Origin of the sequence: Ramlibacter montanisoli (genome assembly GCF_013087525.1) — a bacterium.
In the GTDB taxonomy this organism is placed as follows: domain Bacteria; phylum Pseudomonadota; class Gammaproteobacteria; order Burkholderiales; family Burkholderiaceae_C; genus Ramlibacter; species Ramlibacter montanisoli.
On sequence record NZ_JABFCS010000001.1, the window covers coordinates 3,595,198 to 3,620,543 of the forward strand.

At 69.9% G+C, this 25,346-nt stretch carries 27 protein-coding genes and 2 pseudogenes; 6 read left to right on the forward strand and 23 right to left on the reverse strand.

Annotated features, from left to right (window positions below; translation table 11 throughout):
* Positions 1-6 precede the first annotated feature (6 nt).
* Positions 7-547 (reverse strand): annotated as a pseudogene (locus HK415_RS17815) (outer membrane protein assembly factor BamE).
* A gap of 55 nt (positions 548-602) precedes the next feature.
* On the opposite strand from HK415_RS17815, the gene fur reads away from it, so the two are divergent.
* On the forward strand, positions 603-1,031 hold the full coding sequence (gene fur, locus HK415_RS17820; RefSeq protein ID WP_171561557.1) for a ferric iron uptake transcriptional regulator: 429 nt from the start codon (positions 603-605) through the stop codon (positions 1,029-1,031).
* 3 nt (positions 1,032-1,034) lie between these two features.
* Here fur and hprK read toward each other — a convergent pair whose 3' ends face one another.
* The 5 genes from hprK to HK415_RS17845 all read right to left on the reverse strand — a co-directional run bounded on the left by hprK (position 1,035) and on the right by HK415_RS17845 (position 3,632).
* Positions 1,035-1,988 carry an HPr(Ser) kinase/phosphatase gene (hprK, locus tag HK415_RS17825; RefSeq protein ID WP_171561560.1) on the reverse strand — a complete coding sequence of 318 codons (954 nt, stop codon included), beginning with the start codon at positions 1,986-1,988 and terminating at the stop codon, positions 1,035-1,037.
* 16 nt (positions 1,989-2,004) lie between these two features.
* Positions 2,005-2,475 carry a PTS sugar transporter subunit IIA gene (locus tag HK415_RS17830; RefSeq protein ID WP_171561562.1) on the reverse strand — a complete coding sequence of 157 codons (471 nt, stop codon included), beginning with the start codon at positions 2,473-2,475 and terminating at the stop codon, positions 2,005-2,007.
* Positions 2,476-2,599: 124 nt separating this feature from the next.
* A complete protein-coding gene (hpf, locus tag HK415_RS17835; protein ID WP_171561564.1) occupies positions 2,600-2,929 on the reverse strand; it encodes a ribosome hibernation-promoting factor, HPF/YfiA family in 330 nt (109 codons plus the stop codon).
* A 317-nt stretch (positions 2,930-3,246) separates the two neighbouring features.
* On the reverse strand, positions 3,247-3,417 hold the full coding sequence (locus HK415_RS17840) for a hypothetical protein (protein WP_171561566.1): 171 nt from the start codon (positions 3,415-3,417) through the stop codon (positions 3,247-3,249).
* Positions 3,418-3,437: 20 nt separating this feature from the next.
* Positions 3,438-3,632, reverse strand: coding sequence for a hypothetical protein (locus tag HK415_RS17845; RefSeq protein WP_171561568.1), 195 nt, complete (start codon positions 3,630-3,632; stop codon positions 3,438-3,440).
* A 329-nt stretch (positions 3,633-3,961) separates the two neighbouring features.
* On the opposite strand from HK415_RS17845, the gene HK415_RS17850 reads away from it, so the two are divergent.
* Positions 3,962-4,951, forward strand: a complete 990-nt coding sequence (locus tag HK415_RS17850; RefSeq protein ID WP_171561570.1) for a magnesium and cobalt transport protein CorA — start codon at positions 3,962-3,964, stop codon at positions 4,949-4,951.
* 4 nt (positions 4,952-4,955) lie between these two features.
* Here HK415_RS17850 and HK415_RS17855 read toward each other — a convergent pair whose 3' ends face one another.
* The 3 genes from HK415_RS17855 to HK415_RS17865 form a co-directional block, all read right to left on the reverse strand.
* On the reverse strand, positions 4,956-5,699 hold the full coding sequence (locus HK415_RS17855) for a metal ABC transporter permease (RefSeq protein ID WP_171561572.1): 744 nt from the start codon (positions 5,697-5,699) through the stop codon (positions 4,956-4,958).
* On the reverse strand, positions 5,696-7,741 hold the full coding sequence (locus tag HK415_RS26525) for a metal ABC transporter substrate-binding protein (protein WP_309246740.1): 2,046 nt from the start codon (positions 7,739-7,741) through the stop codon (positions 5,696-5,698). The genes HK415_RS17855 and HK415_RS26525 overlap by 4 nt, the downstream gene beginning before the upstream one ends.
* Positions 7,742-7,830: 89 nt before the next feature.
* Positions 7,831-8,223, reverse strand: coding sequence for a hypothetical protein (locus HK415_RS17865; protein WP_171561574.1), 393 nt, complete (start codon positions 8,221-8,223; stop codon positions 7,831-7,833).
* A gap of 152 nt (positions 8,224-8,375) precedes the next feature.
* Between HK415_RS17865 and HK415_RS17870 the strand changes: the two genes are divergently transcribed.
* Complete coding sequence (locus tag HK415_RS17870) at positions 8,376-9,053, forward strand: PA4824 family protein (RefSeq protein WP_171561576.1); 678 nt, start codon at positions 8,376-8,378, stop codon at positions 9,051-9,053.
* Here the strand turns inward: HK415_RS17870 and HK415_RS17875 are convergent, their stop codons facing one another.
* The 4 genes from HK415_RS17875 to HK415_RS17890 all read right to left on the reverse strand — a co-directional run bounded on the left by HK415_RS17875 (position 9,054) and on the right by HK415_RS17890 (position 14,682).
* On the reverse strand, positions 9,054-9,752 hold the full coding sequence (locus tag HK415_RS17875; RefSeq protein ID WP_171561578.1) for a 5'-methylthioadenosine/adenosylhomocysteine nucleosidase: 699 nt from the start codon (positions 9,750-9,752) through the stop codon (positions 9,054-9,056). It lies immediately after the preceding gene.
* A gap of 86 nt (positions 9,753-9,838) precedes the next feature.
* Positions 9,839-11,551 carry a long-chain-fatty-acid--CoA ligase gene (locus HK415_RS17880; RefSeq protein ID WP_171561580.1) on the reverse strand — a complete coding sequence of 571 codons (1,713 nt, stop codon included), beginning with the start codon at positions 11,549-11,551 and terminating at the stop codon, positions 9,839-9,841.
* Positions 11,552-11,591: 40 nt separating this feature from the next.
* Entirely contained in the window at positions 11,592-13,004 is a 1,413-nt protein-coding gene (gene pntB, locus HK415_RS17885; protein ID WP_171561582.1) for a Re/Si-specific NAD(P)(+) transhydrogenase subunit beta, read from the reverse strand.
* 16 nt (positions 13,005-13,020) lie between these two features.
* A complete protein-coding gene (locus tag HK415_RS17890) occupies positions 13,021-14,682 on the reverse strand; it encodes a Re/Si-specific NAD(P)(+) transhydrogenase subunit alpha (protein WP_171561585.1) in 1,662 nt (553 codons plus the stop codon).
* Positions 14,683-14,876: 194 nt separating this feature from the next.
* Here HK415_RS17890 and HK415_RS17895 point away from each other — a divergent pair.
* Both HK415_RS17895 and HK415_RS17900 read left to right on the forward strand, forming a co-directional pair.
* Positions 14,877-15,939: pseudogene (locus HK415_RS17895) on the forward strand (metallophosphoesterase).
* A gap of 142 nt (positions 15,940-16,081) precedes the next feature.
* Positions 16,082-16,726, forward strand: coding sequence for a hypothetical protein (locus tag HK415_RS17900; RefSeq protein ID WP_171561587.1), 645 nt, complete (start codon positions 16,082-16,084; stop codon positions 16,724-16,726).
* Between the two features lie 9 nt (positions 16,727-16,735).
* Here HK415_RS17900 and HK415_RS17905 read toward each other — a convergent pair whose 3' ends face one another.
* The 10 genes from HK415_RS17905 to HK415_RS17945 all read right to left on the reverse strand — a co-directional run bounded on the left by HK415_RS17905 (position 16,736) and on the right by HK415_RS17945 (position 24,760).
* Positions 16,736-17,809: an Ldh family oxidoreductase gene (locus tag HK415_RS17905; RefSeq protein WP_171561589.1), complete on the reverse strand. Its 1,074-nt coding sequence runs from the start codon at positions 17,807-17,809 to the stop codon at positions 16,736-16,738.
* A 130-nt stretch (positions 17,810-17,939) separates the two neighbouring features.
* On the reverse strand, positions 17,940-18,899 hold the full coding sequence (locus HK415_RS17910) for a tripartite tricarboxylate transporter substrate binding protein (protein WP_171561591.1): 960 nt from the start codon (positions 18,897-18,899) through the stop codon (positions 17,940-17,942).
* Between the two features lie 41 nt (positions 18,900-18,940).
* Positions 18,941-20,494 carry a UxaA family hydrolase gene (locus tag HK415_RS17915; RefSeq protein ID WP_171561597.1) on the reverse strand — a complete coding sequence of 518 codons (1,554 nt, stop codon included), beginning with the start codon at positions 20,492-20,494 and terminating at the stop codon, positions 18,941-18,943.
* Positions 20,494-21,690 (reverse strand): fumarylacetoacetate hydrolase family protein, encoded by a 1,197-nt coding sequence (locus HK415_RS17920; RefSeq protein ID WP_171561599.1) that lies wholly within the window; start codon positions 21,688-21,690, stop codon positions 20,494-20,496. Before HK415_RS17920 ends, HK415_RS17915 begins: the two co-directional genes overlap by 1 nt.
* Before the next feature lie 35 nt (positions 21,691-21,725).
* Positions 21,726-22,484 carry a FadR/GntR family transcriptional regulator gene (locus HK415_RS17925; protein WP_171561601.1) on the reverse strand — a complete coding sequence of 253 codons (759 nt, stop codon included), beginning with the start codon at positions 22,482-22,484 and terminating at the stop codon, positions 21,726-21,728.
* 124 nt (positions 22,485-22,608) lie between these two features.
* The gene (locus HK415_RS25450) at positions 22,609-22,839 is read right to left on the reverse strand and encodes a hypothetical protein (protein WP_253261940.1); all 231 of its coding nucleotides are present in this window, start codon (positions 22,837-22,839) and stop codon (positions 22,609-22,611) included.
* Positions 22,806-23,150 (reverse strand): hypothetical protein, encoded by a 345-nt coding sequence (locus HK415_RS25455; protein WP_253261941.1) that lies wholly within the window; start codon positions 23,148-23,150, stop codon positions 22,806-22,808. Before HK415_RS25455 ends, HK415_RS25450 begins: the two co-directional genes overlap by 34 nt.
* Complete coding sequence (locus tag HK415_RS17935) at positions 23,147-23,569, reverse strand: ExbD/TolR family protein (RefSeq protein ID WP_171561604.1); 423 nt, start codon at positions 23,567-23,569, stop codon at positions 23,147-23,149. Before HK415_RS17935 ends, HK415_RS25455 begins: the two co-directional genes overlap by 4 nt.
* Before the next feature lie 5 nt (positions 23,570-23,574).
* Positions 23,575-24,000: an ExbD/TolR family protein gene (locus HK415_RS17940; RefSeq protein ID WP_171561606.1), complete on the reverse strand. Its 426-nt coding sequence runs from the start codon at positions 23,998-24,000 to the stop codon at positions 23,575-23,577.
* Between the two features lies 1 nt (position 24,001).
* Entirely contained in the window at positions 24,002-24,760 is a 759-nt protein-coding gene (locus tag HK415_RS17945) for a MotA/TolQ/ExbB proton channel family protein (protein WP_171561609.1), read from the reverse strand.
* 54 nt (positions 24,761-24,814) lie between these two features.
* On the opposite strand from HK415_RS17945, the gene HK415_RS17950 reads away from it, so the two are divergent.
* Positions 24,815-25,336, forward strand: coding sequence for an NUDIX hydrolase (locus HK415_RS17950; protein WP_171561611.1), 522 nt, complete (start codon positions 24,815-24,817; stop codon positions 25,334-25,336).
* Positions 25,337-25,346: the final 10 nt, after the last annotated feature.

Here is a 25,346-nt window from a genome sequence, read left to right on the forward strand (position 1 = left end):
TGGCGCTCAACGCGGGGCCGACTCGAGCGGCGGGTAGTTGGTGGACGTCGCGGGTGCCGGCGCCGGCTGCACCGCGGCCGCGGGCGACCGGGGAATTTCTGCAGTTCCGCCTCGGTCGCTTCCAGCCTCGGCACCCGGCCCAGCTTGCGCTTGTTGTCCAGCGTGGAGACGAATTCCGATTCGCTGGGCATGGTGTCGCCGGCCACGCGGTCCATCAGGTCGTTGTTGAAGAAGACCGTGAGGCTGCGCCGCTGCGGGTCGAGCCCCTGGCGCCTAAGCGTGAACACGTAGTCCCAGCGGTCGCCGTGGAACAGGCTGGTGACCAGCGGCGTGCCGAGGATCTGGCGCACCTGGTCGCGCGTCATCATGCCTTTTGCAGCGCCTCGACCTGTTCACGCGAAATGAAGTTGCCCTGCACCACTTCGACGGTGTACGGCGTGAGGGCGGTGGCGACGCGCCGGCCGGCGCCATCCATCGAGCCGCAGCCCGCAAGGAGGATGACGGCCGCGGCGGCAGCCAGGACGTGGCGCGTCTGGCGCAGGGGCATGGCAGGCATGGGAGGGGCAGGCGATATGATCGGGGGCATTGTAGCGGCAGCACCCATGGCCAACATCGACGAACTCAAGAGCACGGGACTCAAGGCCACGCTGCCCCGCCTGAAGATCCTGGACGTCTTCCACAAGGGCAACCAGCGGCACATGACCGCGGAAGACGTTTTCCGCGTCCTCCTCGAGGAACGCTCGGACATCGGCCTCGCCACCGTGTACCGCGTGCTCACGCAATTCGAGCAGGCCGGCATCCTGAGCCGCAGCCATTTCGAGAGCGGCAAGGCGGTCTACGAACTGAACGAGGGCCAGCACCACGACCACCTCGTGTGCCTGGACTGCGGGCGGGTCGAGGAGTTCTACGACGCGGAGATCGAGAAGCGGCAGAACGACGTGGCCAAGCTCAAGGGCTTCGAGATCGCCGACCACGCGCTGAGCCTGTACGCCCACTGCACCAAGCCGAACTGCCCCAACAAGGGCAAGTAGGCGTCAGCCGCCCTTTTCCATGGCGCGGCGGTGCCGCTCCACGAACTCCTGGTAGGTGTCCACGCCCCTCAGCTGCAGGATGGTGTTGCGCACCGCGGCTTCCACCAGCACGGCCATGTTGCGGCCGGCCACGACCGGGATCACCGCCTTGCGCACCGGCACGCCCAGCACGTCCTGCGTGAGCGGCTCGTAGGGCAAACGTTCGTACTCGCGCTCCATGGTCTCGCGCCGCACCAGGTGCACGATCAGGCGCAGCAGCATCATCTTCCGGCGCACGGCCGTCTCGCCGAAGATCGCGCGGATGTCCAGCAGGCCGATGCCGCGCACTTCCAGCAGGTTCTGCAGCAGCTCGGGGCAGCGGCCCTCGATGGTGGTCTGGTTGACCCGGTACAGGTCCACCGCGTCGTCGGCCACCAGGCCGCTGCTGCGGGTGATCAGCTCCAGCCCCAGCTCGCTCTTGCCCAGTCCGGACTCGCCCGTGATCAGCACGCCCAGGCCCAGGATGTCCATGAACACGCCGTGCATGGAGGTGCGCTCGGCGAAGTGCTTGGACAGGTAGGCCCGCAGCACGTCGATCACGAAGGCCGAGGGCTCGTGGGTGGCGAACATCGGGATCTGCGCGCGCTCGCACATGGACAGCAGGGCGTCGGGCGCCTGCTGGCCGTCGGTCAGCACCAGCACCGGCGGCTCCAGGGTCACGATGCGGGCGATGCGGCGGGCGCAGTCTTCCTGGGTCGCGTTGGTCAGGTAGGCGACTTCGCGCTCACCGAGGATCTGCACCCGGTAGGGATGGATGTAGTTCAGGTAGCCGACGAGGTCGGCGCCGGAACGGGCAGCCCGCACCGCCACTTCGTCGAAGCGCCTTTCGGACGCACCCAGCCCGGCGACCCACTCCCACTTCAAGGTGGCACGGTGGTCTTCGAACAGGACGTCGGCGCTGACGACGGTCGGCTTCAAGCGCGGGGGTGTCCTTTCAGGCGGAAGGCTGGGCGGACTGCCAGTCGGCGATCAGCCGGTGCAGCTGGCCGGCGTCCGTGCTGGTCTTCATCTTCTCACGCAGCGGAGCGTCGCTCAGCAGCTCGGCGATCTCGGACAGGATTTCCAGGTGCTTCTGGGTGGCCGCCTCGGGCACCAGCAGGAAGATCAGGAGGTTGACCGCCTGCTCGTCGGGGGCGTCGAAGCCGATCGGGTGGGCCAGCTGGAACAGGGCGGCCATGGGCGCCTTCAAGCCCTTGATGCGCCCGTGCGGGATGGCCACGCCATGGCCCAGGCCGGTGGAACCCAGGCGCTCACGGGCGAACAGGCTGTCGGTGATCAGGGCGCGGGACAGGCCGTGCAGGTTCTCGAACAGCAGCCCGGCTTCCTCGAACGCCCGCTTCTTGCTCGTGGCGTCGACACCGACCAGGACCTGGGCGGGCGGCAGGATGGACGCAAGGCGGTTCATGGTGGCTGGGGCGGATTATGCACAGATGGCAGTGCACCGCACCAAAACGGCCGGGGAGCCCGCCCGGAAGACAGCCGGGAAAAAGAAAGGGCCCGACGGGGCCCCTTTTTACCGCTGATTCACGTCACATCACGCGTTTCGGCGCTTCGTGATGGTGGTCCTGCATGCGCGTCTTGTGCTTGCCGACCTGGCGATCCAGCTTGTCGACCAGTTCGTCCAGCGCGGCATACAGGTCGTGATGGGCGCTTTCGGCGAACATGTCGCCGCCCTTCACGTGGATCTTGCATTCGGCGCGCTGCCTTCGTTCCTTCTCCTTCTGCTTTTCGACGGTGAGCAATACCTGGATGTTCACGACCTGGTCAAAGTGGCGGGTGATGCGATCGAGCTTGGTGGTCACGTAGTTGCGCAGAGCCGGGGTTACTTCGAGATGGTGACCGCTGATCGTCAGGTTCATGGAGCCTCCTGTTGCACTCGGGTTGAGGTGGCGCCGTTGCGGCGCGGGGAAGGAACGCTGGTATCGAATGTGTCGGGTTTGTGAAACCCACTATGCCCCTGGGCCCCGCAAAAGTCCATTGATTTCCCTCAATGCCGAGGCGCGAATTACGGGCTCTGCCAGAGGAGAAACCGGTGTGCAAGCCCGTTCGCCGGAGCGCTGGCCGCGGCGCCGTTCCAGCCGATGGAAGCACCAATGCGAAGCGGCCCGCAAGGGGCCGCCACAAGCACCGAAGGCGGCCACTCGGGCCGCCTCGTGCGGGGATCAATCCGTGGGGATCAGCGCAGGCGCCACAGGGCGGCTGCGTCCAGGCGGTTCCAGCCGCCGCCGGCCTTCGGGTGCGCCTGCGCGCCCGGGCGCTCCAGGTTCGCGTGCTCGATGCGGTCAGCCTGGGGCTTGTCGCGCGGGGTGTCGTTGTGACGGTCGCTGGACTTGGGTTCTTTGTACATGCTGTTCTCTCCGTGCGCCCTCAGCTGCCGCTCTCGGTGCTGGGGGTGCGCTTGGTTTCCTGGGGAGCCGCGGCGCGTTCGCCGTGCCGGCTGATGAACGGCCACGCATGGGCACTGCGCGGGCGGCGGGCAGCCAGGGCGTTGTCCTTGGCTTCGGCCGCGGCGGGACGCCAGTTCGAACGGCTGGCGTTCGGGTCGGTCGCTAGCTGGATCATCTGGGCTCCTTGCAGGTACTGCCGGACCTCGGTCCGGGGCGATGGACTCAATGTAGGGGGCCTCCTGGACCGTGGTGTCGGACGTTCTGGCCCAGCCGTGTAGGATTTGTCCTGCGAATGGCTCTACAGTCGTACAAGTCCCAATGCCGAGCCGCAGGCGGTACTTGACAGGCTCGTGACAGCCGGCTGCCGGGCATAATCGCCCATCCTTTTTCCGGAAGACCGCTCCCTTGAAACCTACCCTAGTCGGTAGCTTTCAACGCCCGTGCCGCGGTGCGTTGGAAGCCCCCAGCCGCCGCAGAACCGAACACAACGCACGGGACGGAGCCATGCTCAACATCTTCACGCTCGCCAACGGGCGGCTTTTCCAGGAGGAGATCGAGTCCCTGGAAGAGCTTTCGCGCTTCCAACCGGTCTGGGTCGACCTGGAGGCCCCGACGCCGGAAGAAAAGCGCTGGGTCAAGCAGTACTACGGCCTGTCCATCCCGGAAGACGCGATGGACGAGGACATCGAGGAATCCGCCCGCTTCTACGAGGAAGACAACGGCGACCTCCACATCCGCAGCGATTTCCTGGTGGCGGGCGGGGAGGAGACGAGGACGGTCCGCGTGGCCTTCATCCTCAATCTCACGAACACGACGCTGAAGAGCCACGGCGTGCTGTTCTCCATCCACGACGACGACGTGCCGGTGTTCCGGCTGCTGCGGCTGCGCGCGCGCCGGGCCCCGGGCCTGATCGCGGACGCCAAGGAAGTGCTGCTCAAGCTGTTCGACGCCGACGCGGAATACTCGGCCGACACGCTGGAGGGCATCTACGACGAACTGGAGAAGGTCAGCAAGCAGGTCCTGTCCGGCGAGGTCACCGACACGCTGGCCGGCGAGGCGCTGGAAGCCATCGCCCGCCAGGAAGACCTGAACGGCCGCATCCGCCGCAACGTGATGGACACCCGCCGCGCGGTCAGCTTCATGATGCGCAGCCGCATGCTCACCGCGGAGCAGTTCGAGGAGGCGCGGCAGATCCTGCGGGACATCGAGTCCCTGGACAACCACACGGCCTTCCTGTTCGACAAGATCAACTTCCTGATGGACGCCACCGTCGGCTTCATCAACATCAACCAGAACAAGATCATCAAGATCTTCTCGGTGGCCAGCGTCGCCCTGCTGCCGCCCACGCTGGTGGCGAGCCTGTACGGCATGAACCTGCAGTTCCCGGAGCTCGCGACCCTGGGCCCCGCGGCCTACCCCTACGTGCTGCTGCTGATGGCGGCCAGCGCGCTGGTGCCGATGTGGTACTTCCGCAAACGCGGCTGGCTGCGCTGAAGGCTCAGGCCGGCACGGGCGCGCGCCAGACGGCCAGGATCCCCAGCAGGCACAGGGCGAGCGCCGTGCTCGCGCCGCTCGGCCAGTCGAATGCCCACGACCAGCCCATGCCGGCCAGGCAGGCGGCCACCCCCAGCGGGACCGCTTTCCCCAGCGCCACTCCGCGCTGGGTCCAGAGGGCCGGCCCGATCAGCAGGGCGAAGACCAGGTACAGGCCGAGGGTCTGCACGGCCATTGACAGGGCCAGCGCGAACGCGGGGTAGAAGACGGCGTCGCGCCGCAGCACGCCGCCGCGTAGCGCGGACAGCGTCAGCACCAGGCTCGCGGCCGCGGCGAGCAGGAGCACCGCGCTCCACGGAACCCAGAGCACGTCGGCGGCCAGCAGGCGAGCGAGGCGCTCGCGGCCGTGCGGGTCGAAGGCGACGGCGATTACCGAGATGCCGGCGCCGGCGACGTAGACCAGCCCGATCAGCGCCTCGCGCTGTTCCGGCCAGCGCCGCGCCAGCCACCAGACTCCGGCCGACCCGAGCAGGGCCGCCGCGGCCGCCGCGACGGAGGACAGCAGTGCGCCCGGCTCCTCCACCAGCGCCCCTGCCGCCAGCACGCCGCAGGCGGCGATCTGCGCGACCGCGAGGTCGATGAACACCACGCCCCGCGCCAGCACCTGCGCCCCGAGCGGCACCAGCACCAGGCTCGCCAGCAGCAAGGCGGCAGCCGGCGCGGCCAGCCAGGCGAGATCCGCGTTCATCGGCGCGCGGCCAGCAGCCGCTCGATCAGGTGGTCGAACAGGCCGGCCAGCGTGTCGGCAGGCGCCTCCTCGGTCACGGTGGACGGCAATTGCAGCAGCGTCACCCCGCTGCCCAGTTGCTGCGCGAGCCACTCGACCCCGCGCGGATCCTGGTAGGCCGAAACGACCAGTGCGCGCGGCGGCGTGCCGCGCACGCCTTCCAGCACTTTCTGCAGGTGGCCCGGCGTGGGCGGCACGCCCGGTTTGGGCTCCAGGTCCGCCACCTGCACGATGCCCAGCCAGCGCCAGAGGTAGGCAAAGGTGCTGTGCTGTGCCGCCACCCGCATGCCGCGCAGCGGCGCGGCGCGCTGCTCCCACTGCGCGATCCGCGCGCGCCAGTCCGACTGGAAGGCCGCGAGCCGCGCGCGGTAGCCGTCGCGGCCGGCCGGGTCGACCTGTTCCAGCCGCGCCGCCACCGCGGCGGCCACCTGCAGCAGGCGATGCGGATCGAGGTGCGCGTGCGGATTGCCCGCCGCATGGACATCGCCTTCGAACACCGAGCCGGGGGCCCGTGGGTCGATCAGCGCCACCTGCTCCGCCGCGAACAGCAGGCCGGGCGCGCCTTTCTGCACGCGCGGATTGCCGGCGCGCTGCTGCAGCATCGGCAGCCAGCCCGCCTCCAGCTCGGCGCCGGTGCAGACCGCGAGGTCCGCCTTGCGCAGCATCGCGATCAGGCTCGGGCGGGCCTCGATGTGGTGCGGGTCCTGCCGGGCATGGGTGGCGCTGCGCACCTCCGCCGCGGGAGCGAGCTGGCGCACCAGCGCCGCCCATTCGGGCTCGCAGGTGAAGACGCTCAGGGCCTGCGCGCTGCCGGCACCGCACAAGGCACACGCGGCGAGCGCGGCGCGCCACCAGGGACTGCGGGTTTCAGAAGGAATGGGATGCATGGGCGCCGAAGTTGAGGATGTACTGAGCTGCACGCTGCGGTTGGCGGCGGGGAAGCCGCCGCGGTCCTGCTGGCGCGTGAACTGCACGCGCAGCGTCTGCGCATGTGAAGGCTTGTATGCGAGCATCGCGGCCGCCTCGCGCAGCCTGCCGTCGTCGAAGTGGTCTTCGTGCGGCTGGCGCACGCGCAGCACGTCGGCGCGCACGCCGGCCTCCCACGCGGGGGCGAAGCGGTACACGACGGCAAGGTAGGCTGCCTGGTGCCGGTCGCTGCGCGTGGCGAACCGATTGGGACGGGTCACCAGCGCGTGCTCGTAGCTCACCCGCAGCTGCTGCTGGCGGTTGTTGCCTTCGGGCGCCCACTTCCACGTGAGGTCGGCCACCCACAGGCGGCGGCCGCTGAAGGCGGCGCCGTGCGCATGGGCGTCTTCGTGGGCCTCGCCGGCTTCCGCGCCCTCCTCGTCGCCATGGTCCTCGACCAGGGCTTCGCGCCGGTTGTGCAGCAGGGACAGGCCGGCTTGCCAGCTCTGGCTGCGCCCGAGGTCGCCGCCGCTGCGCGCCGAGAGCACCAGGGCACCGGGACGGCGCGCGGCGGCCGCTTCCTGCACCAGCTCCCGGCCCCGGAACACTTCCAGGCCAAGGCGGAAGTACAGGTCCGTCGGCGCCGTCCAGTTGATGCGCACGCCGTCGTCGAACCAGTGGCCGCCGAGGAAGGCGCGATACAAGAGCGGCCGCTGGACGAAATCGTCGCCATGCGGATGCTGTTCGTTGAGGTAGCCGAGCTGCGAGGAGAAGCGGCCGGCGCGCAGTTGCAGGCCGGCCGGCAGGGTGCGGGTCTGCACCCAGGCCTCTTCCAGTTCCACTTCGAGATTGCCGTCCAGCGTGTGGGCAGCGGCGGTCGCCTGCGCCTGGAAATGGCGGCCCAGCGGCCCATGGACGCTGAGGTCGCTGTGGCCAAGGCCCAGTCCCTGGTCGCGCTGGCCGAGGGCCAGCGAACGCGAGGACGCGGAAAGGTCGAGCACGGCGCCGGCCTGCCAGCCGTCGGCCGGCTGCTGTGCGAAAGCCCCGAAGGCGGAGCAGGAAAGGATCAGGGCCAGGGCGCGGCGGGCTGGCGCCACGCGCGGGATTCCCGGGAAAGCTTGCATGTCATCTCGCTGAAAGGAAGCGGCTGCGCGGCTCCAGGGAGCGGCGCAGGGCGATCACGGGTTCAGCGGGAAGTTGGCGGACCGCGCGCGTCGAAGAGCGCGCACCAGCGGGCCACGAAGCCGGCGTTGCTGGCCAGCAGCATCGCGGCGGGCGGTGCGAGCGGCGCAATGGCGAGCTTGGCCGAAGCCATCGCCGGCTGCGCGACGACGTCGAACAGGCGGCAGTCGGAGGCGTCGGCATGGCTGCCGAACAAGGCCTCGAAGATCCCGCCCTCGGCATCGCGCGGCTCGGCCAGCGCGTGCACCTCGCTGGCCCCGCGCCAGGCCGCACCGGACTCGCCGTGCAGGCCGCGGTGGATCCAGCCGAGGGCCTGCGCCAGCACGAAGGCGGCCAGCAGCACCAGGACCGCGAGTCGCTGCGCGGCCGTGCGTGATGGCATCGAGGTGGCGGTCATGGGACGGAACGACGGGCGAGCATAGCAGCCCTTGCAGCGGCGCAACGGGCCGGCGCCGACCATCGCGCCTTGCCTCGCGGTTGTCGCGCGCGCGTCCTGGCTTCGGCGGGGTTCCTGTCCCCGCCGTGCATCATGGCGCGGACGGAGGTGCGATGAAAAAGAGGAACGGTGCGCGGCCCGCCGCGCTGGGAGCGCTGCTGCTGGCCGCCGGCTCGGCCTGGGCGGCCGGGGGACACCACGCAGTGGACGATGCGGACATCCTCGGGGACCAGGAATGCGAGCTCGAAGGCTGGTTCAGCCGCGCCCGCGGCGGCGAGCGCGGGCTCCATGCCGGCGCCAACTGCCGCGTGGGTCCCGTGGAGCTCGGCGTCGCCAGCGAATACGCGCGCTTCGAGGGCGAGTCCCAGACCGCCTGGGGCCTCGAAGCCAAGTGGGCGACCGAAGTCGCGCCCGGCTTCAGCCTGGGCGCCAAGGTCGGCCCGGCCTGGGCCGCGCACGTGCGTCCGCGCTACCAGGGCGCGTCGGCGTCGGCGCTGGCAACCTGGAAGGTCCGTGATGCCCTGGCGCTGCATGCCAACCTGGGCCGCGACTTCGTGCACCACGGGGAGGACCAGAGCCGCTATGGCGCCGCCGTGGAGTGGGCGCCGGCGCCGGCGTGGTCGCTGATGGCCGAGCGCTACAAGGAGGAAGGCACGCACTTCGTCCGCGGCGGCGTCCGCTTCCTGGGTGGCGAGAACTGGAGCGTGGACCTGAGCCGCTCGCACCGCCTCTCCGGCCCCGCGCACTCGGCCTGGACGCTCGGCGCCACCTGGTCCTTCGACCGCAAGTGATCAGCCGGCGCGCAGGAAGGCCTCGACGATCGCCGCCGAGTGGCGGCTCGCCACCTGGTCGATGAAGCTGAGGAAGTCGCCATGCGCCGCGTCGTCGGCGCGGTCCGAGACGGTGCGCACGGCGGCGAAGGGCACGCCGTAGTCGTGGCACACCTGCGCGAAGGCCGCACCCTCCATCTCCACCGCCAGCGCATCGGGCAGCGCACGCTGCAGCGCCTGGCTTTCGGTGGCGCTGGAGACGAAGCGGTCGCCGCTGACGATCAGGCCGCGATGCAGCCGGGTGCCGTGCAGCGCCTGGCGCACGGCGGCCGCCAGCTTTTCGGTCAGCGCCCGGTCGGTGGCGAAGCGGTCGCTGCCGTACAGCGGCACCTCGTAGCGCGGGAACAGCGGCGAGGCATCCAGGTCGTGCTGCAGGAAGGCATCGGCCACCACCACGTCGCCGCGGTTGACGCCGGGGGCGATGCCGCCGGCCACGCCGGTAAAGACGATGCGGTCGACATGGAAGCGCTCGACCAGCGCCGTGGCCGTGGTCGCCGCCGCGACCTTGCCGATACGCGACAGCACCGTGACCACTTCCTGGCCATGCAGGTGCCCGACCCAGAACTCGCGCCCGCCGGCCACCTGCTTGCGCTCGTCCGGCATCAGCGCCAGGACGGCGGACAGTTCTTCGTGCATGGCGGCGACGATGGCGGTGCGCATGGCTGGATTCTGCCCCCCCCCTCCGGGGGAGGGGGGGTGGGGGCGCCCCCATCCCGGCCCTCCCCGGAGGGGGAAGGAGGAACGACCTACTTCTTGTCGCGCAGCTCGCGGCGCAGGATCTTGCCCACCGGCGTCTTCGGCAGATCGGTGCGGAACTCGATCACGCGCGGCTGCTTGTAGCCGGTGAGGTTGGCGCGGCAGTACTCGCGCACCTGCTCCTCGGTCAGCGCCGGATCGCGCTTGACCATCACCAGCTTCACCGCCTCGCCGGTCTTGTCGTCCGGCACGCCGACCACGGCGCACTCGGCGACGCCCGGCATCTGCATCACGACTTCCTCGACCTCGTTCGGATAGACGTTGAAGCCGGAGACCAGCACCATGTCCTTCTTGCGGTCCACGATCTTGAAGTAGCCGCGCTCGTCCATCACGCCGATGTCGCCGCTCTTGAAGTAGCCGTCGGCGGTCATGACCTTGGCGGTCTCGTCGGGGCGCTGCCAGTAGCCGGCCATCACCTGCGGGCCCTTGATCGCGATCTCGCCGGGCTGGCCCAGCGGCACCTCGTTGCCGTCGTCGTCGATGCACTTCATGTGCGTCGAGGGCAGCGGCACGCCGATGGTGCCGGTGAACGCGGTGCTGGTGACCGGGTTGCAGCTCGCCGAGGGCGAGGTTTCGGACAGGCCATAGCCCTCGCAGATCGGGCAGGCCGTCTTCTCCAGCCAGAGCTTGGCCACGGCGCCCTGCACCGCCATGCCGCCGCCCACCGACACCTTCAGGTTGGACCAGTCCACCTTGCCGAAGTCGGGATGGTTGGCCAAGCCGTTGAACAGCGTGTTGACCGCCGGGAAGCTGTGGAACTTGTGCTTGGACAGCTCCTTGAGCACCGCCGGCAGGTCGCGCGGGTTCGGGATCAGGATCAGCTTTCCGCCGGTGCGCAGGTTGAGCATCATGCCCACCGTGAACGCGAAGATGTGGTACAGCGGCAGCGCGCACACCGAGGTCGGCTGCTCGTTCGCCGGCACCTTGCCCATCATCGGCTGGTTCCAGGCTTCCGACTGCAGCAGGTTGGCGATCACGTTGCGGTGCAGGAGCACCGCGCCCTTCGAGACGCCGGTGGTGCCGCCGGTGTACTGCAGCACCGCCACGTCGTCGGGCTTGATCTCCGGCTTGCGCAGCGTGCCGCGCGTGCCGCGGTCGATCGCGTCCTTGAACCTCACGGCGCCGGGAAGCGAATAGGCCGGCACCATCTTCTTGACCTTGCGCACCACGTAGTTGACCAGCGCGCCCTTCACTCCACCCAGCATGTCGCCCATGGCGGCCAGCACCACGTGCTTGACCGGCGTGTTGGCGATGCACTGCTGCAGCGTGTTGGCGAAGTTCTCGATGATGACGATCGCCTTGGAGCCCGAGTCCTTGAGCTGGTGCTCCAGCTCGCGCGGCGTGTACAGCGGGTTCACGTTCACCACCACGAAGCCGGCGCGCAGGATGGCCGCCACGGCCACCGGGTACTGCGGCACGTTGGGCATCATGATCGCCACGCGGTCGCCCTTGGCCAGGCCCAGCCCCTGCAGGTAGGCGGCGAAGGCGCGGCTGAGCGAGTCGGTCTCGCCGAAGGTGAGGTCCTTGCCCATGAAGCTGTAGGCCGTGCGGGCCGCGAACTTCTGGAAGCTCTCCTCCATCAGCTGCACGAGCGACGCGTACTGCGCCGGTTCGATGTCGGCCGGCACGCCTGGCGGATAGGCCGACAGCCAGGGGCGGCCGGTGGTGGTGGCGATCGGCGCGGTGGTGGTGGCGGTGTTCATGCTTGTCTCCTGTGTTCAGTCCAATGCCGGCTGCCGGCCGTCAGGCTTTCAGGGCGGCCAGTACCTCGTCGAGCATCTTCTTGGCGTCGCCGAACAGCATGCGGTTGTTGTCCTTGTAGAACAGCGGATTGTCGACGCCTGCGTAGCCGGAGGCCATGCTGCGCTTCATGACGATAGCCGTGCGGGCCTTCCAGACTTCCAGCACCGGCATGCCGGCGATCGGGCTCGCCGGATCGTCCTGTGCCGCCGGGTTCACGATGTCGTTGGCGCCGATGACCATGGCGACGTCGGTCGCCGGGAAGTCGGCGTTGATCTCGTCCATTTCCATCACGATGTCGTACGGCACCTTGGCCTCGGCCAGCAGCACGTTCATGTGGCCGGGCATGCGGCCGGCCACCGGGTGGATGCCGAAGCGCACGTTCACGCCCTTCTCGCGCAGGTGCCGGGTGATCTCGAACACCGTGTGCTGCGCCTGCGCCACCGCCATGCCATAGCCCGGCACGATGATGACGCTCTTGGATTCGCGCAGCAGCTCCGCCGTCTCGACGGCACTGATCGGCGACACCTCGCCGGCCGGCTGCGCACCGGCGGCCGCGGCCGGCGCGCCGCCGCCCGTGCCGAAGCCGCCCGCGATCACGCTGAGGAAGTTGCGGTTCATCGCGCGGCACATGATGTACGACAGGATGGCGCCCGAGGAGCCGACCAGCGCGCCCACCACGATCAGCAGGTCGTTGCTCAGCATGAAGCCGGTGGCCGCGGCGGCCCAGCCCGAATAGCTGTTCAGCATCGACACCACCACCGGCATGTCGGCGCCGCCGATGGCCATGACCATGTGCACGCCGAACAGCAGCGCGATCACCGTCATCACGATCAGCGCGGTCATGCCCGCCGGGATGCTCTGGGCCTGCACGAATTCGCGGCCGAACCAGACCACCAGCAGCAGGCCGATCAGGTTGATCCAGTGGCGTCCCGGCAGCAGCAGGGGCTTGCCGCCGATGCGCGCGGAGAGCTTGCCGAAGGCGATGATCGAGCCGGAGAAGGTGACGGCGCCGATCAGGATGCCGATGTAGATCTCCATCTCGTGGATCGACTTCTCCGCGGGCGTCGCGAACACCGTCGACGTGTCGACGTAGCTGGCGTAGCCGACCAGGCAGGCGGCCAGGCCCACCAGGCTGTGCATCAGCGCGACCAGCTCCGGCATCTGGGTCATCTGGACCTTCTTGGCCGCCAGCAGGCCGACGGCGCCGCCGGCGACGAGCGCGCCGACGATCCAGGCGTAGCCGGCGGGCGTGACGCGCGGGCTCAGGACGGTCGCCAGCACGGCGACGGCCATGCCGATGATGCCGAACAGGTTGCCGCGGCGCGCCGTCTCGGGGTTCGAGAGCCCGCCCAGGCTGAGGATGAAGAGGATGGTGGCGCCGATGTAGGAAGCGGTGGCGAGGCTTGCGGTCATGTCCGTGTCCTTCTTCTTATTTGCGGAACATCGCCAGCATGCGCCGCGTCACCGCGAAGCCGCCGAACATGTTGACGGCCGTGAGCGCGAGCGCGAGCACCGCCAGCCCCAGGATCAGCAGGTTGGGCCGATCGGCGCCGCCGGCGCCGGTGAGCGGCGGCGCGATCTGGACCAGCGCGCCGATCGCGATGATCGAGGAGATCGCGTTGGTCACGCTCATGAGCGGCGTGTGCAGCGACGGCGTCACGTTCCAGATCACCATGTAGCCGACGAAGCAGGCCAGCACGAACACGGTGAAGTGCGACAGGAAGCTGGCGGGCGCGTACATGCCCACCAGCAGGAACAGCAGCGCGCCGACGCCGAACACGATCGCCAGCGATTTCGCGGACATCGGCTCACTGCTGCCGTGGCCGTGGCCCTTGGGCGCGGCGACGGCCGCGGCGGACGGCTTGGCCGGCGCCGCCGCCGGCAGCTTGGGCGGGGGCGGCGGCCAGGTGATGTTGCCCTCCTTGACCACCGTCAGGCCGCGCAGCGCGTCGTCGTCCATGTTGACGTCGATCACGCCGTCCTTGGTCTTGCACAGCTCCTCGGCCAGGCGGAACAGGTTGGTCGCGTAGAGGGTGCTCGACTGCTTGGCCAGCCGGCTGGCCAGGTCGGTGTAGCCGATGATGGTGACGCCGTGCTTCACGACGGCCTGGTTCGGCTCGGTCAGCTCGCAGTTGCCGCCCTGCTCCGCCGCCATGTCGACGATGACGCTGCCGGGCTTCATGGTGCGCACCATGTCGGCGGTGATCAGCTTGGGCGCCGGCTTGCCGGGAATCAGCGCGGTGGTGATGATGATGTCCACCTCGCGCGCCTGCTTCGCGTACATCTCGCGCTGCGCCTGCTGGAAGCCCTCGCTCATCACCTTCGCATAGCCGCCGCCGCCCGAGCCTTCTTCCTCGTAGTCGACCTTGACGAACTCGCCCCCGAGCGACACGACCTGGTCGGCGACCTCGGCGCGCGTGTCGTTGGCGCGCACGATGGCGCCCAGGTTGGCCGCGGTGCCGATCGCGGCCAGCCCGGCCACGCCGGCGCCGGCGATGAAGACCTTGGCCGGCGGGATCTTGCCGGCGGCGGTGATCTGGCCGTTGAAGAAGCGCCCGAAGGCGTTGGCCGCCTCGATGACGGCGCGGTAGCCGCTGATGCCGGCCATGGAGGTCAGCGCGTCCATCTTCTGGGCGCGCGAGAGCTGCCGGGGCAGCGAATCGATGGCCAGCACGGTGGCCTTGCGGGCCGCCAGTTGCTGCATCAGTTCCGGGTTCTGCGCGGGCCAGATGAAGCCGACCAGCGTCGTGCCTTCGCGCAGCAGGCCGACCTCTTGCGGGCTCGGCGCGCGCACCTTGAACACGATGTCCGACATCGCCCAGAGTTCGGCGGCGGTCGGCACGACCTGCGCGCCCGCGGCACGGTAGGTGTCGTCGCTGAAGTTCGCCGCGTCGCCGGCGCCGCTTTCCACGGCCACCCGGAAGCCGAGCTTCACCAGCTTCTCGACCACCTCGGGCACGGTCGCGACGCGCTTCTCCAGGGCCGCGGTCTCCTTCGGGACGCCGATCAGCAAGGGCCGCCTGGCCGCCTCGGGGGTCACGGCAACACGGGACTCGCCCGCCTGGGTTTCGGCAGGGACGCCAATCTGCATGAACGCTGCTCCTCGTACGGAGTTGTTGATCTTCGAGCGTGCCCCTCCGCGGACACGTGGCTGAATGCAAGCTTACATGAAACCCTGCTGAGCTCCACCGTTCGCGCCAGGGGGCACACTCTCATGCGCACCCTCCGGAGACCTGCCTGATCCGCCTCGTCGCCCTCACGGCCGCCTTGCACCTGTACATCGGCATGCGCCTGGCCGGGGACCTGCCGTGGTCGGCGGGCGTGGCGCTCGCCGCGATGCTGGTGGCGTCCGCGCTGCTCACCCCCGCCTCCCTGTTCGCGCGCCGCCTGCTGCGCCCGCCGGCCTCCGACCGCCTGACCTGGGCCGGCATGCTGTTCATGGGCCTGTTCTCGTCGCTCCTGGTGCTGACCCTGATGCGCGACCTCGTGCTGCTGGCCGCGCGGCTCGGCGCCCCCTGCCGGCGGGATTCGCCGCCGCCAGCGCAGCGGCGGTGCCACTGCTGGCGCTGGCCTTCAGCGCCATCGGCTATGCCAATGCGCGGCGCACCGCCCAGGTCGTGCGCGTGCGCATCGCGCTGCCGGGCCTGGATCGGGCGCTGGAAGGCTTCCGCATCGTGCAGATCACCGACATCCATGTCGGCCCCACGATCAAGCAACACTACCTGCAGGCGATCGTCGACCGCGTGAACGCGCTGCAGCCCGACGTGGTCGCGATCACGGGGACCTCGTGGACGGCTCGGTGGCCGAGCTGCGCGAGCACGTCGCGCCGCTGGCCGCGCTGCGTGCCCGCCACGGCGTGTACTTCGTGACCGGCAACCACGAGTACTACTCCGGCGTGCATGGCTGGGTGCAGGAGCTGCAGCGGCTCGGGATCCGCGTGCTGCACAACGAGCACGTGGTGCTGCAGCATGGCGGCGCGCCGCTGGTGCTGGCGGGCGTGCCCGATTACAGCGGCCATCACTTCGACGCCGCGCACGGCAGCGACCCGGCGGCGGCCCTGCGCGGCGCACCGGCGCATGCGCCGCGCGTGCTGCTCGCGCACCAGCCGCGCAGCGCCACGGCGGCGGCGCAGGCCGGCTTCGACCTGCAGATCTCCGGCCACACGCACGGCGGCCAGTTCCTGCCCTGGACCTTCTTCGTGCCGCTCCAGCAGCCCTTTACGGCCGGGCTGCACCAGCTCGGCCGTTTGCAGGTCTACGTCAGCCGTGGGACGGGTTATTGGGGTCCGCCCAAGCGCCTCGGTGCACCATCTGAAATTTCGGAGCTTCGACTGGCGGCGTCCGTCTGAGTCCTACAGGCCACTGAGGCGTTGTCCGACGCGGCTGAGCTAGACGCGTACCGAACACTGACCGGATGGCACGTGCAGCTTTCCTCCCTTTCTCCCTCGCCGGTGCCTCGGCATCCAATGTCATTTACCTTGGCGCGGCCCTGTGCCGCCGCAAATTCGAACTTTTTATCCAGACGGCTTCGTCGACGAGACCTACCTCGTGGCCGAGCGCTCGCACAAGGAGCGCGCGCATCTCGAGTGGGAGGCCGAGCTCGCGCCGGCCGACTTCCGCAAGCTGCTGGCGCGCGGCGAGTTCCGCGCGATCTGCGATGCGGCGGTGCGCATCGAGGCGCGCTCCAACCTGCTGTTCTCGTTCGAGCGCATGGCGTTGCGCGACGCGGTGAAGACGCCCGCGGGCGCCCGGCTGTTCGCCACCGAGCTCTACGCCTTCCTGTACGGCCCGGGCTCGCTGCAGCGCCGCTTCAGCGACTGGGTGGAGGCGCTCGCCGACCTGCCGCAGCGCCAGAGCAAGGTGCTCACCTGGCCGGTGGCCACGGTGTTCGGCTTCATCGCCCGGCCGGATCGCCACATGTTCTGCAAGCCGCGCGCCACCCGCAAGGCGGCGCACGACTACGGCTACGCGCTCACCTACAGCCCGGTGCCCTCGTGGCCGCAGTACCAGGACCTGCTGACCTTCTCGGCGGTGCTGCGGCGCGACCTGGACCGCAAGCCGGGCTTCAAGGCGCGCGACATGATCGACCTGCAGTCCTTCATGTGGGTGCAGGGCGCGGCCGAATACCAGCCCTGAGCGCGGACGTCAGCCCGCGTTGATCGCGGGCACCGGCACGCCCAGCTTCCTCGCCCAGGGCAGCAGGCTTTCCAGGATGCCTTCGTGCAGCGCCACGCCGGTTTCGGCCTGGCTGGCGGCCTGGCGGTAGGCGCGCTCGCCCGGCAGCCGCACGGGGCGGCCCGCGGTCGCGGGCTTCGAGGCCCGGCACTGGCGCGCGACCTCGCCCAGCTGGCGCTCGAAAGCCGCGAGGCCCGCGAAGGCCTGCGGGTCCAGCACCTGCAGGAACACGGTGGCGCCCCAGCCTTCGCGCGGGTCCGCGCGGCCGTGGCCGGCCAGGCCGCCGGTGAGGGCTTCCACCAGCAGCGACAGTCCGTAGCCCTTGTGGCCCGAGTCCAGTCCGCCCAGGGGCAGGATGGTGCCTTTCGGTTCGTTGAACAGCACCGCGGGATCGTCGGAGGCTTGCCCATGGCCGTCGATCAGCCAGGGCGCGGGCAGCCTGCCGCCTTGCTGGTGCAGCCGGTTGGTCATGCCGTTGGTGGTGGTGGAGGTCGAGATGTCCACCGACACCGGCGTGCCGCCGGTGGGGAAGCCGGCCGAGACCGGGTTGGGCGTGAACACCGGATCCAGGCCGCCGAAGGGCGCGACGCTGGCCGTGTTGGGGTCGGAACAGGCCAGCAGCAGCACGAGTCCCTGCTCCGCGGCGCGCCGGTGGTAGCTCGCGAGGCTGGCGATGTGGTGGCTGCGGCGGATCACCACGGTGCCGGTGCCCTGCGTGCGCGCCATGGCGGCGGCGCGGTCGAGCGCGCGCAGCACCAGCCATGGGCCGGGCAGGCGGCGGCCATCCCAGAGCTGCGCGGCGGGCAGCGAGGACAGCAGCTCGGGGTCGCCGTCCACGGCCATGCTCCGCTTCTCGATCTCTCCCAGGTAGCCCGCCAGCAGCTGCAGGCCGTGCGTGGTGTGGCCCATGAGGTCGCCGTCGACCAGCACCGCCGCCACGGCCTGCGCCTTGCCCTGCGGCAGGCCGGCGCGCAGCAGGAGGTCCTGCGCGAATTCGGTGAGGTGCGAAACGGCGATACGGCCGCGGGAAGATTCTGTGGACATGGCTCTCTTGGTTCTTGCTCCTTCCCCCTTTGGGGGAAGGCTGGGATGGGGGCGCTCGATGCAAGGGAAGGCGCTGTCGCGAGCGCCCCCACCCCAGCCCCCTCCCCGGAGGGGAGGGAGAAAGGCAGTGTTACTGCTTCAGGCCCAGCTTCTGGATCAGGCCCTTGAAGAACTCATGGTCGCGCGCCATCACCGCCCCGAAGGCGTCGCCGTCGGCATACGCATAGCCCATGTTCTGCTTCTCCAGCGCCTCGCGCAGGCTGGGTTCCTGCATGGTCTTGGCGGTTGCGGCGCGCAGCGCGGCCACGATTTCCGGCGGCGTGCCCTTGGGCACGGCCAGGCCGCGCCAGGTGCCGATGGAGATGTCCAGGCCCTTCTCCTTGAGCGTGGGCACGTTCTCGAAGCCCTTGATGCGCTGGTCGGACATCACCGCCAGCAGGCGCAGCTTGCCGGCCGCCACGTGCTGGTGGACTTCCGCGGCGCTGACCGTGATGGCTTCGATGTGGCCGCCCAGCAGGGACAGCGCGGCGGGGTTGGCGCCGGCGAAGGGAATGTGGTTGAACTTGGCGCCGGTCTTGTCTTCGATGGCCGCGGCCGCCAGGTGCCAGGTGGATCCGTTGCCGCCGTTGCCGATGCGGAAGTCGCCCTTCTTGGCGGCGGCGAGGAACTCCTCGACGGTCTTCCAGGGCGCGTCGGCGCGCACGGTGATCGCGGCCGGGTCGTAGTTCAGGCGGGCGATCGGCGTGAAGTCCTGGTGGGTGATCTTGGTCAGGCCCATGTTCGGCTGCGTCATCAGGTCGGTCGCCAGCAGCGCCACCTTGTAGCCCGGCTCCTTGCCGTTCAGCACGTCGGCCCAGCCGATGGCGCCGGCGGCACCCGGCTTGTTCATCACGATCAGCGGCTGCGGCAGGTGCTTGACCGCGGCCACCGCGAAGGCGCGCCCGAGCACGTCGGTGCCGCCGCCCGCCGGATAGGGGACGACCAGTTCGACCGGCTTGGTCGGGAAGGCCGGGGCCTGCGCGAGTGCGGACAGGGGAAGCGCGGCGGCGCAAAGCAGGCCGAGAAGCTGGCGGCGGGTGGCATGGGTCATGGGTGTGTCTCCAGGGGAACGGGTGGGGTGAAGGGGTGTCGTCAGGTGATCGCGCCGAGCTGCCAGGGCACGAATTCGTTCTGGCCGTAGCCGTGCAGCTCGCTCTTGGTCTTGTCGCCCGAGGCCATGCGCAGGATGGCCTGGAAGATCTGCTCGCCCATGGCGTCGACCGAGACTTCGCCCTCGGCGATGGGGCCGCAGTTGATGTCCATGTCGGCCTGCTGGCGCTGCCACAGCGCGTTGTTCGTCGCCAGCTTCAGCGAAGGCGCGGGCGCGCAGCCGTAGGCCGAGCCGCGGCCGGTGGTGAAGCAGATCAGGTTGGCGCCGCCGGCGACCTGGCCGGTGGCGCTGACCGGGTCGTAGCCCGGCGTGTCCATGAACACGAGGCCGGCGCTGCGCACCGGCTGTGCGTACTCGAGCACGTCGACCAGGTTGCTGCTTCCGCCCTTGGCCACCGCGCCGAGCGACTTCTCGAGGATGGTGGTGAGGCCGCCCGCCTTGTTGCCGGCCGAGGGGTTGTTGTTCATGTCGGCGCCCATGCGCTCGCAATACGTTTCCCACCAGCGGATGCGTTCGAGCAGCTTGTCCGCGACCTCGCGGCTTTGCGCGCGACGGGTCAGCAGGTGCTCGGCGCCGTAGATCTCGGGCGTTTCCGACAGGATGGCCGTGCCGCCGTGGCGCACCAGCCGGTCCATCGCCGCGCCGAGCGCCGGGTTGGCGGTCATGCCGGAGTAGCTGTCGGAGCCGCCGCATTGCAGGCCCACCACCAGGTGGCGCGCCGGCACCGGCACCCGCTCGACCTTGTTCGCTTCGGGCAGCAGGGCGCGTACCGCATCGACGCCGCGCTGCACCGCCAGGGCGGTGCCGCCCGCGTCCTGGATGTTGAAGGCCTGCAGGGCCGCGCCTTCCAGGCCTTCGTGTTCGATCCAGCTGGAGATCTGGTTGGTTTCGCAGCCCAGGCCGATCACCAGCACGGCGGCGAAGTTGGGATGGCGCGCGTAGCCGGCGAGCGTGCGCCGCAGCACGCGCAGGCCCTCGCCTTCCGAATCCACCGCGCAGCCGGCACCGTGGGTGAGCGCCACCACCCCGTCGATGTTGGGAAAGTCCGCCAGCGCCTCCGGCCGGATGTCGCGCCGGAACTGGTCGGCGATCGCCCGCGCCGCGGTGGCCGAGCAGTTCACCGAGGTCAGCACGCCGATGTAGTTGCGCGTTGCGATGCGGCCGTCGGCGCGGACGATGCCCATGAAGGTTGCCGGCTGTTCCGCCGGCAGCGTCGGCTTCGCATCGATGCCGGCCACGGAGGCCGCATCGCGCTCGAAGCTGCCCATGGCCAGGTTGTGCACGTGCACGTGCTGGCCGGCGCGGATGGCCTGCGAGGCGAAGCCGATGATCTGGCCGTAGCGGCGCACCGGCTCGCCGGCCGCGATGTCGCGCGTCGCCAGCTTGTGGCCGGGCGGAACGAGGCCGATCACGCCGACCTTCTCGTCGGCCAGGAAGGTCCCGGCCATCAGCTGCTGGCGGGCGATGACCACGTCGTCGCCGGCGTGCAGGCGCAGCGTGCGCGAGGGCGTCGCGCCGGAAGTGGAGGCGTCCATCAGAGCCCCTTGGCCAGCAGGCCGCGGCGTGCGAGGTTGGCCATGAAGGCGCGCAGCCCGAAGGTCCAGGGCGCGGCCTGCTCGCTGTGCTGCACGCGGTTGCACAGCTCGCCCAGGCGGGCGCTGCGGATGCTCACGCGGTCGCCCACCTTGTGGGTGAAGCCGGCGCCGGGCGCATCGCGGTCCTGCGTGGGCGCGAACAGCGTGCCCAGGAACAGCATGAAGCCGTCCGGGTACTGGTGGGCGGCGATCGCCTGCGCCACGATGTCCTGCGGTTCGCGGCTGATGAACTCCATGGAGTTCACGCCTTCCAGCACGAAGCCTTCCGGGCCCTCCACGCGCAGGTCGAGCCGCTCGCGCCGCATCTCGGCCGCGCCGAAGCTGTCGTCGAACAGGCGGATGAAGGGACCGATCGCGCAGGACGCGTTGTTGTCCTTGGCCTTGGACAGCAGCAGCGCGCTGCGGCCTTCCAGGTCGCGCAGGTTGACGTCGTTGCCCAGGGTGGCGCCGACGATCTCGCCGCGGCTGTTGACGGCCAGCACGACTTCCGGCTCCGGGTTGTTCCAGGAGGAGTCGGCACGGATGCCGATGTCGGCGCCGGTGCCCACGGAGGACAGCACCGGTGCCTTCGAGAACACCTCGGCGTCGGGGCCGATGCCGACTTCCAGGTACTGCGACCACAGGCCCTGCTCCTGCAGCAGCTTCTTCAGCTGCATGACTTGCGGCGAGCCGGGCTTGACGGCCGACAGGTCGGTGCCGATCTGCTTCACCACGCGGGCGCGCACTTCCTGTGCCTTGGCCGGGTCGCCGTCGGCCTGCTCCTCGATCACGCGCTCGATCAGGCTGGTGGCGAAGGTGACGCCGGCGGCCTTGACCACCTGCAGGTCGCAGGGCGCGAGGAAGAAGGGTTTGCGCGGGTCGCGCACGGCCTCGTCGCTGTTGGCCAGGATCTCTTCCAGGCTGCCCAGGCGTTCGCCGGTGGCCTCGCGCACGCGGCGCGCCGGCTCGTCGAAGTCCAGCAGCGTGCTGACGGTGGGGAATTCGGTGCTCAGGTCGTAGATGCCGTGGGCGCGGATGGCGACGACCGAAGGGCCTTGCACGTCCGGCCGCCACACGCGGCCGACCAGGGTGCCGGTGTAGCCGTCGTCGGGCAGGAAGCGGGCTGCCTCCAGCGAAAGGGAAAGCGATGACTGCAAGGGGAATCCTCGGGAATGCGGGGAAGGGTCCGGGTTCAGGACCAGGCGGTGGTGCCGGTGAGGCGAGGCGGTTGCGCGGGCGTGCTGCCGCTGACGTTGGCCAGCTCCCAGCCGCGCTCCAGGGCGGCGCGCACGGTGTCGAGGTGGGCGACCATGGCGGCGCGCGCGCCTTCCACGTCGCGGGCTTCGATGGCTTCCACCAGCTTGCGGTGCTCCTGGATCGCCTCCTGGTGGCGCTGCGGGCTGTCGAAGTGCTCGTCGAGCTTGCGGAACATGGCGCTGTAGCGGAAGCTCCAGAGCTGGTGCACCAGGTGCACCAGGGCACTGTTGCCCGAGGCCTCGGCGATGCGCAGGTGGAACAGCGCGTCGGCATCGAGGCCGACGCCGGTGCTGCCGATCTCGTCGGTCATCAGCTGCAGGGTCTCGCGGATGCGCGCGTGGTCCTTGGCGCTGCCGTCGCGCGCGGCCAGCGCCGCGGTTTCGCCTTCGATCAGGTAGCGGGCCGACAGCACCTCGAAGGGGCCGGGTTCGCCGAGCGCCGCGGTCTGCGAGTTGGCCGCCGGGGCGGCATTGACGAACACGCCGAGGCCGACGCGCACGTCCACCAGGCCGTCGATCTCCAGGGCGATCAGGGCTTCCCGCACGGACGCGCGGCTGACGTTGAACTGCTGCGACAGGTCGCGCTCGGAGGGCAGCCGGTCGCCGGGCTTGAACTCGCCCTTGCGCACCAGCTCGGCCAGCTGGTCGGCGATCTGGCGGTAGAGGCGCTTGGAACTGACGGCTTCGATCGGCATGGAGGCTCGGTGGTTAGGTGGTCAGGCCACCGGACAAGTTGGACTTTAGGGGTGGACGCCGGGCGCCGAATCGGGGCTTACCCGCCCGAGGGTTTACCCTTGGATCAGGAAAAGGAGCCTGCGCTCACTTGTGCCGCAGGCAGCGCAGGCCTTCCTCGGCCAGGGGCAGGATGTTGAAGACACCCACGGCGGCCGCGACGCCCAGGAGGTACGCCGGCGGCCAGGGTTCGGCTTTCGCACGCAGCGAAAAATCAGGCGGGCGCCCGCCGAACAGCGCCAGCACCTGGTCCCAGGCCATCACGACCAGTAGCGCCAGCACCATCAGCGGCAGGACCTCCATGAAGCTGTGGACCATCTGCTCGAAGGGGCGCACCTCGCGCCGCGGCACCGTGTAGCGCGCAGCTCCACGAAGGTGGTCGCCTCGTGCGCCAGGAAGGCGGCGAACACGACCAGGAGGACGGCGGCGTTGATCTCCAGCAGGCCCACCGCCAGCAGCGCCGCGCCCATTTCGGCGAACAAGAGCCAATGGAACAGGTTTTCGGGCAGGCCACTGGTGCGTTCGATGCCCGTGCGGCGATGGCACCACCAGTCCGCCAGGCCGGCGACGATCCAGACCGGCATCACCGCGACCATCAGCAGCCAGCGGGCGGCGTCCCCGGCGTTCACTGTGCAAACTGCTCCGTTCCCACCAGCCCGATCTTCACCAGCCCGGCGCGCTGCGCGCTGCTGAGCACCGCGGCGACCGGCTCGTACCGGGCCTTGCGGTCCGCGCGCACGTGCACCTCGGGCTGCTCGGGCTGCGCCGCGGCTTCGCGCAGCCGCGCCTCCAGCGCCGCGCGGTCGGCCAGCGCCTCGCCGTTCCACAGGAACTGGCCGGCGGCATTGACCTCCAGCTGCACCACTTCGGGCGGCACCTGGGGACGCGGCGCGTTGCGGCCCGGCATCTCCAGCCCCACCGAATGCAGCTGGATCGGGATGGTGATGATCAGCATCACCAGCAGGACGAGCAGCACGTCCACCAGCGGCGTGGTGTTGATGTCCACCATCGGCTCGGGATCGGGCTCGGTGCCGGCGCGGATGTGCATGGTCGCTAGCGGGCCGGCGGCTCGGTGAGGAAGCCGATGCGGGCGATGCCCGCCTGCTGCGCGGACAGCACGACGCGCCCCACCGCCTCGTACTCGGCGCGCACGTCGCCGCGGATGTGCAGCTCCGGTTGCGGCTGCATGGCGGCGATCTTCGCCAGCAGCTCGGTGAGCGCGGCGCGGTCCGGCAGGCGCGTGTCGAACCAGTACGTTCCGCCCTGCGCGTCGACGGTGATGATCACGTTCTCCTGCTGCGCATCGCGCTGCTGGTTCTGCTCGCGCGGCAGGGCGACCGCGATCGAGCTGTTCACCACCGGGATCGTGATCAGGAAGATGATCAGCAGCACCAGCATCACGTCCACCAGCGGCGTGGTGTTGATGTCGGCGATCAGCGCGTCCTCACCCTCCTGCTGCGACGCGTAGCGGATCGCCAACTCAGGCTCCCTTGCCGCCGGTGGCCAGCAGCACGGTGTGCAGGTCCGAGCCGAAGGAACGCACGGTGTCCATGGCGACCTTGTTGCGGCGGACCAGCCAGTTGTAGCCCAGCACCGCCGGCACCGCGACCGCCAGGCCGATCGCCGTCATGATCAGCGCCTCGCCCACCGGGCCCGCCACGCGGTCGATCGACGCCTGGCCCGAGGCGCCGATGCGCACCAGCGCGTTGTAGATGCCCCAGACGGTGCCGAACAGGCCGACGAAGGGCGCCGTCGAGCCCACCGTCGCCAGCACCGCCAGCCCTTCCTGCGTGCGGCTGTGCACGGTGCCGACCGCGCGCTCGATGCTCTGCGCGACCCAGGTGTTCAGGTCCACCTTTCCGATCAGGCCGTCGTGCTTGCGCGTGGCCTCGATCGCCGACTCCGCGATGTAGCGGTAGGGGCTGCCCGGCTGCAGCGCCTCGGCGCCCTGCTGCACGCTGTCGGCCTTCCAGAAGCTCTCGTTGGCCGCACGTCCCTGGCCGCCCATCTTCGACTGCGCCAGCAGCTTGGTGACCAGCACGTACCAGCTGGCCAGCGACATGATCACCAGGATGAGGATGGTGGCGCGCGAGACGATGTCGCCCTGCGACCAGAGCGCACCGAAGCCGTACGGGTTGGCGGCGTGGGCCGGCGCCTGGATCGCGGGGAGGTTCTGTTGCGCGAGGGCCGGGACGGCCGTGGCCAGTGGGAGAAGGAGCGCGGCGAGGGTTCGGAGCATGAAGTCGTCGGGTCGCGGGGGCCCCCATTCTGCTGAAGAACAACATAATGCACCATGGACCACCGTTGGCGACCGAGTGTCACCGTAGCGGCCGTGATCGAACGCGACGGCCGCTTCCTGATGATCGAAGAAGAAACGTCGGAAGGCTTGCGCATCAACAACCCGGCCGGACACCTGGACCCGGGCGAGACGCCGGCCGAGGGCTGCGCGCGCGAGGCCATGGAGGAAACCGCCTGGCATTTCGTGCCCACGCACCTGCTGGGCGTGTACATCTCGCGCTTCCAGCGCTCGACCACGGGCGAGGACATCACCTACCTGCGCTTCGCCTTCACCGGCGAGCTGGGCGACCACGTGCCGGACCGGCCGCTGGACGTGGGCATCGTGCGCACGCTCTGGATGACGCCCGACGAATTGCGCGCCACCGCCGAGCGCCACCGCAGCCCGCTGGTGCTGCGCTGCCTGGAGGACTACCTGGCCGGCGTGCGGCACCCGCTCTCGTCCGTGTACTGCGACCCCAGCATCCGCGGCCCGGGCCACGAGCGCGACCCGGTCACCGGCGACGGCGAAGGCCGCTAGCCGCGGCAAC

What these genes read in the sequence shown, in the direction of transcription:
- HK415_RS17950 (WP_171561611.1), top strand. Translation starts at nt 24,815, where the DNA reads ATGGACCACCGTTGGCGACCGAGTGTCACCGTAGCGGCCGTGATCGAA.
- HK415_RS17865 (WP_171561574.1), bottom strand. Translation starts at nt 8,223, where the DNA reads ATGACCGCCACCTCGATGCCATCACGCACGGCCGCGCAGCGACTCGCG.
- HK415_RS17845 (WP_171561568.1), bottom strand. Translation starts at nt 3,632, where the DNA reads ATGATCCAGCTAGCGACCGACCCGAACGCCAGCCGTTCGAACTGGCGT.
- HK415_RS17925 (WP_171561601.1), bottom strand. Translation starts at nt 22,484, where the DNA reads ATGCCGATCGAAGCCGTCAGTTCCAAGCGCCTCTACCGCCAGATCGCC.
- HK415_RS17850 (WP_171561570.1), top strand. Translation starts at nt 3,962, where the DNA reads ATGCTCAACATCTTCACGCTCGCCAACGGGCGGCTTTTCCAGGAGGAG.
- HK415_RS17915 (WP_171561597.1), bottom strand. Translation starts at nt 20,494, where the DNA reads ATGGACGCCTCCACTTCCGGCGCGACGCCCTCGCGCACGCTGCGCCTG.
- HK415_RS17935 (WP_171561604.1), bottom strand. Translation starts at nt 23,569, where the DNA reads ATGCACATCCGCGCCGGCACCGAGCCCGATCCCGAGCCGATGGTGGAC.
- HK415_RS17890 (WP_171561585.1), bottom strand. Translation starts at nt 14,682, where the DNA reads ATGCAGATTGGCGTCCCTGCCGAAACCCAGGCGGGCGAGTCCCGTGTT.
- HK415_RS17840 (WP_171561566.1), bottom strand. Translation starts at nt 3,417, where the DNA reads ATGTACAAAGAACCCAAGTCCAGCGACCGTCACAACGACACCCCGCGC.
- HK415_RS17910 (WP_171561591.1), bottom strand. Translation starts at nt 18,899, where the DNA reads ATGACCCATGCCACCCGCCGCCAGCTTCTCGGCCTGCTTTGCGCCGCC.
- HK415_RS17905 (WP_171561589.1), bottom strand. Translation starts at nt 17,809, where the DNA reads ATGTCCACAGAATCTTCCCGCGGCCGTATCGCCGTTTCGCACCTCACC.
- HK415_RS17830 (WP_171561562.1), bottom strand. Translation starts at nt 2,475, where the DNA reads ATGAACCGCCTTGCGTCCATCCTGCCGCCCGCCCAGGTCCTGGTCGGT.
- HK415_RS17945 (WP_171561609.1), bottom strand. Translation starts at nt 24,760, where the DNA reads ATGCTCCGAACCCTCGCCGCGCTCCTTCTCCCACTGGCCACGGCCGTC.
- HK415_RS17875 (WP_171561578.1), bottom strand. Translation starts at nt 9,752, where the DNA reads ATGCGCACCGCCATCGTCGCCGCCATGCACGAAGAACTGTCCGCCGTC.
- pntB (WP_171561582.1), bottom strand. Translation starts at nt 13,004, where the DNA reads ATGACCGCAAGCCTCGCCACCGCTTCCTACATCGGCGCCACCATCCTC.
- HK415_RS17870 (WP_171561576.1), top strand. Translation starts at nt 8,376, where the DNA reads ATGAAAAAGAGGAACGGTGCGCGGCCCGCCGCGCTGGGAGCGCTGCTG.
- HK415_RS17855 (WP_171561572.1), bottom strand. Translation starts at nt 5,699, where the DNA reads ATGAACGCGGATCTCGCCTGGCTGGCCGCGCCGGCTGCCGCCTTGCTG.
- hpf (WP_171561564.1), bottom strand. Translation starts at nt 2,929, where the DNA reads ATGAACCTGACGATCAGCGGTCACCATCTCGAAGTAACCCCGGCTCTG.
- HK415_RS17880 (WP_171561580.1), bottom strand. Translation starts at nt 11,551, where the DNA reads ATGAACACCGCCACCACCACCGCGCCGATCGCCACCACCACCGGCCGC.
- HK415_RS25450 (WP_253261940.1), bottom strand. Translation starts at nt 22,839, where the DNA reads ATGGTCCACAGCTTCATGGAGGTCCTGCCGCTGATGGTGCTGGCGCTA.
- fur (WP_171561557.1), top strand. Translation starts at nt 603, where the DNA reads ATGGCCAACATCGACGAACTCAAGAGCACGGGACTCAAGGCCACGCTG.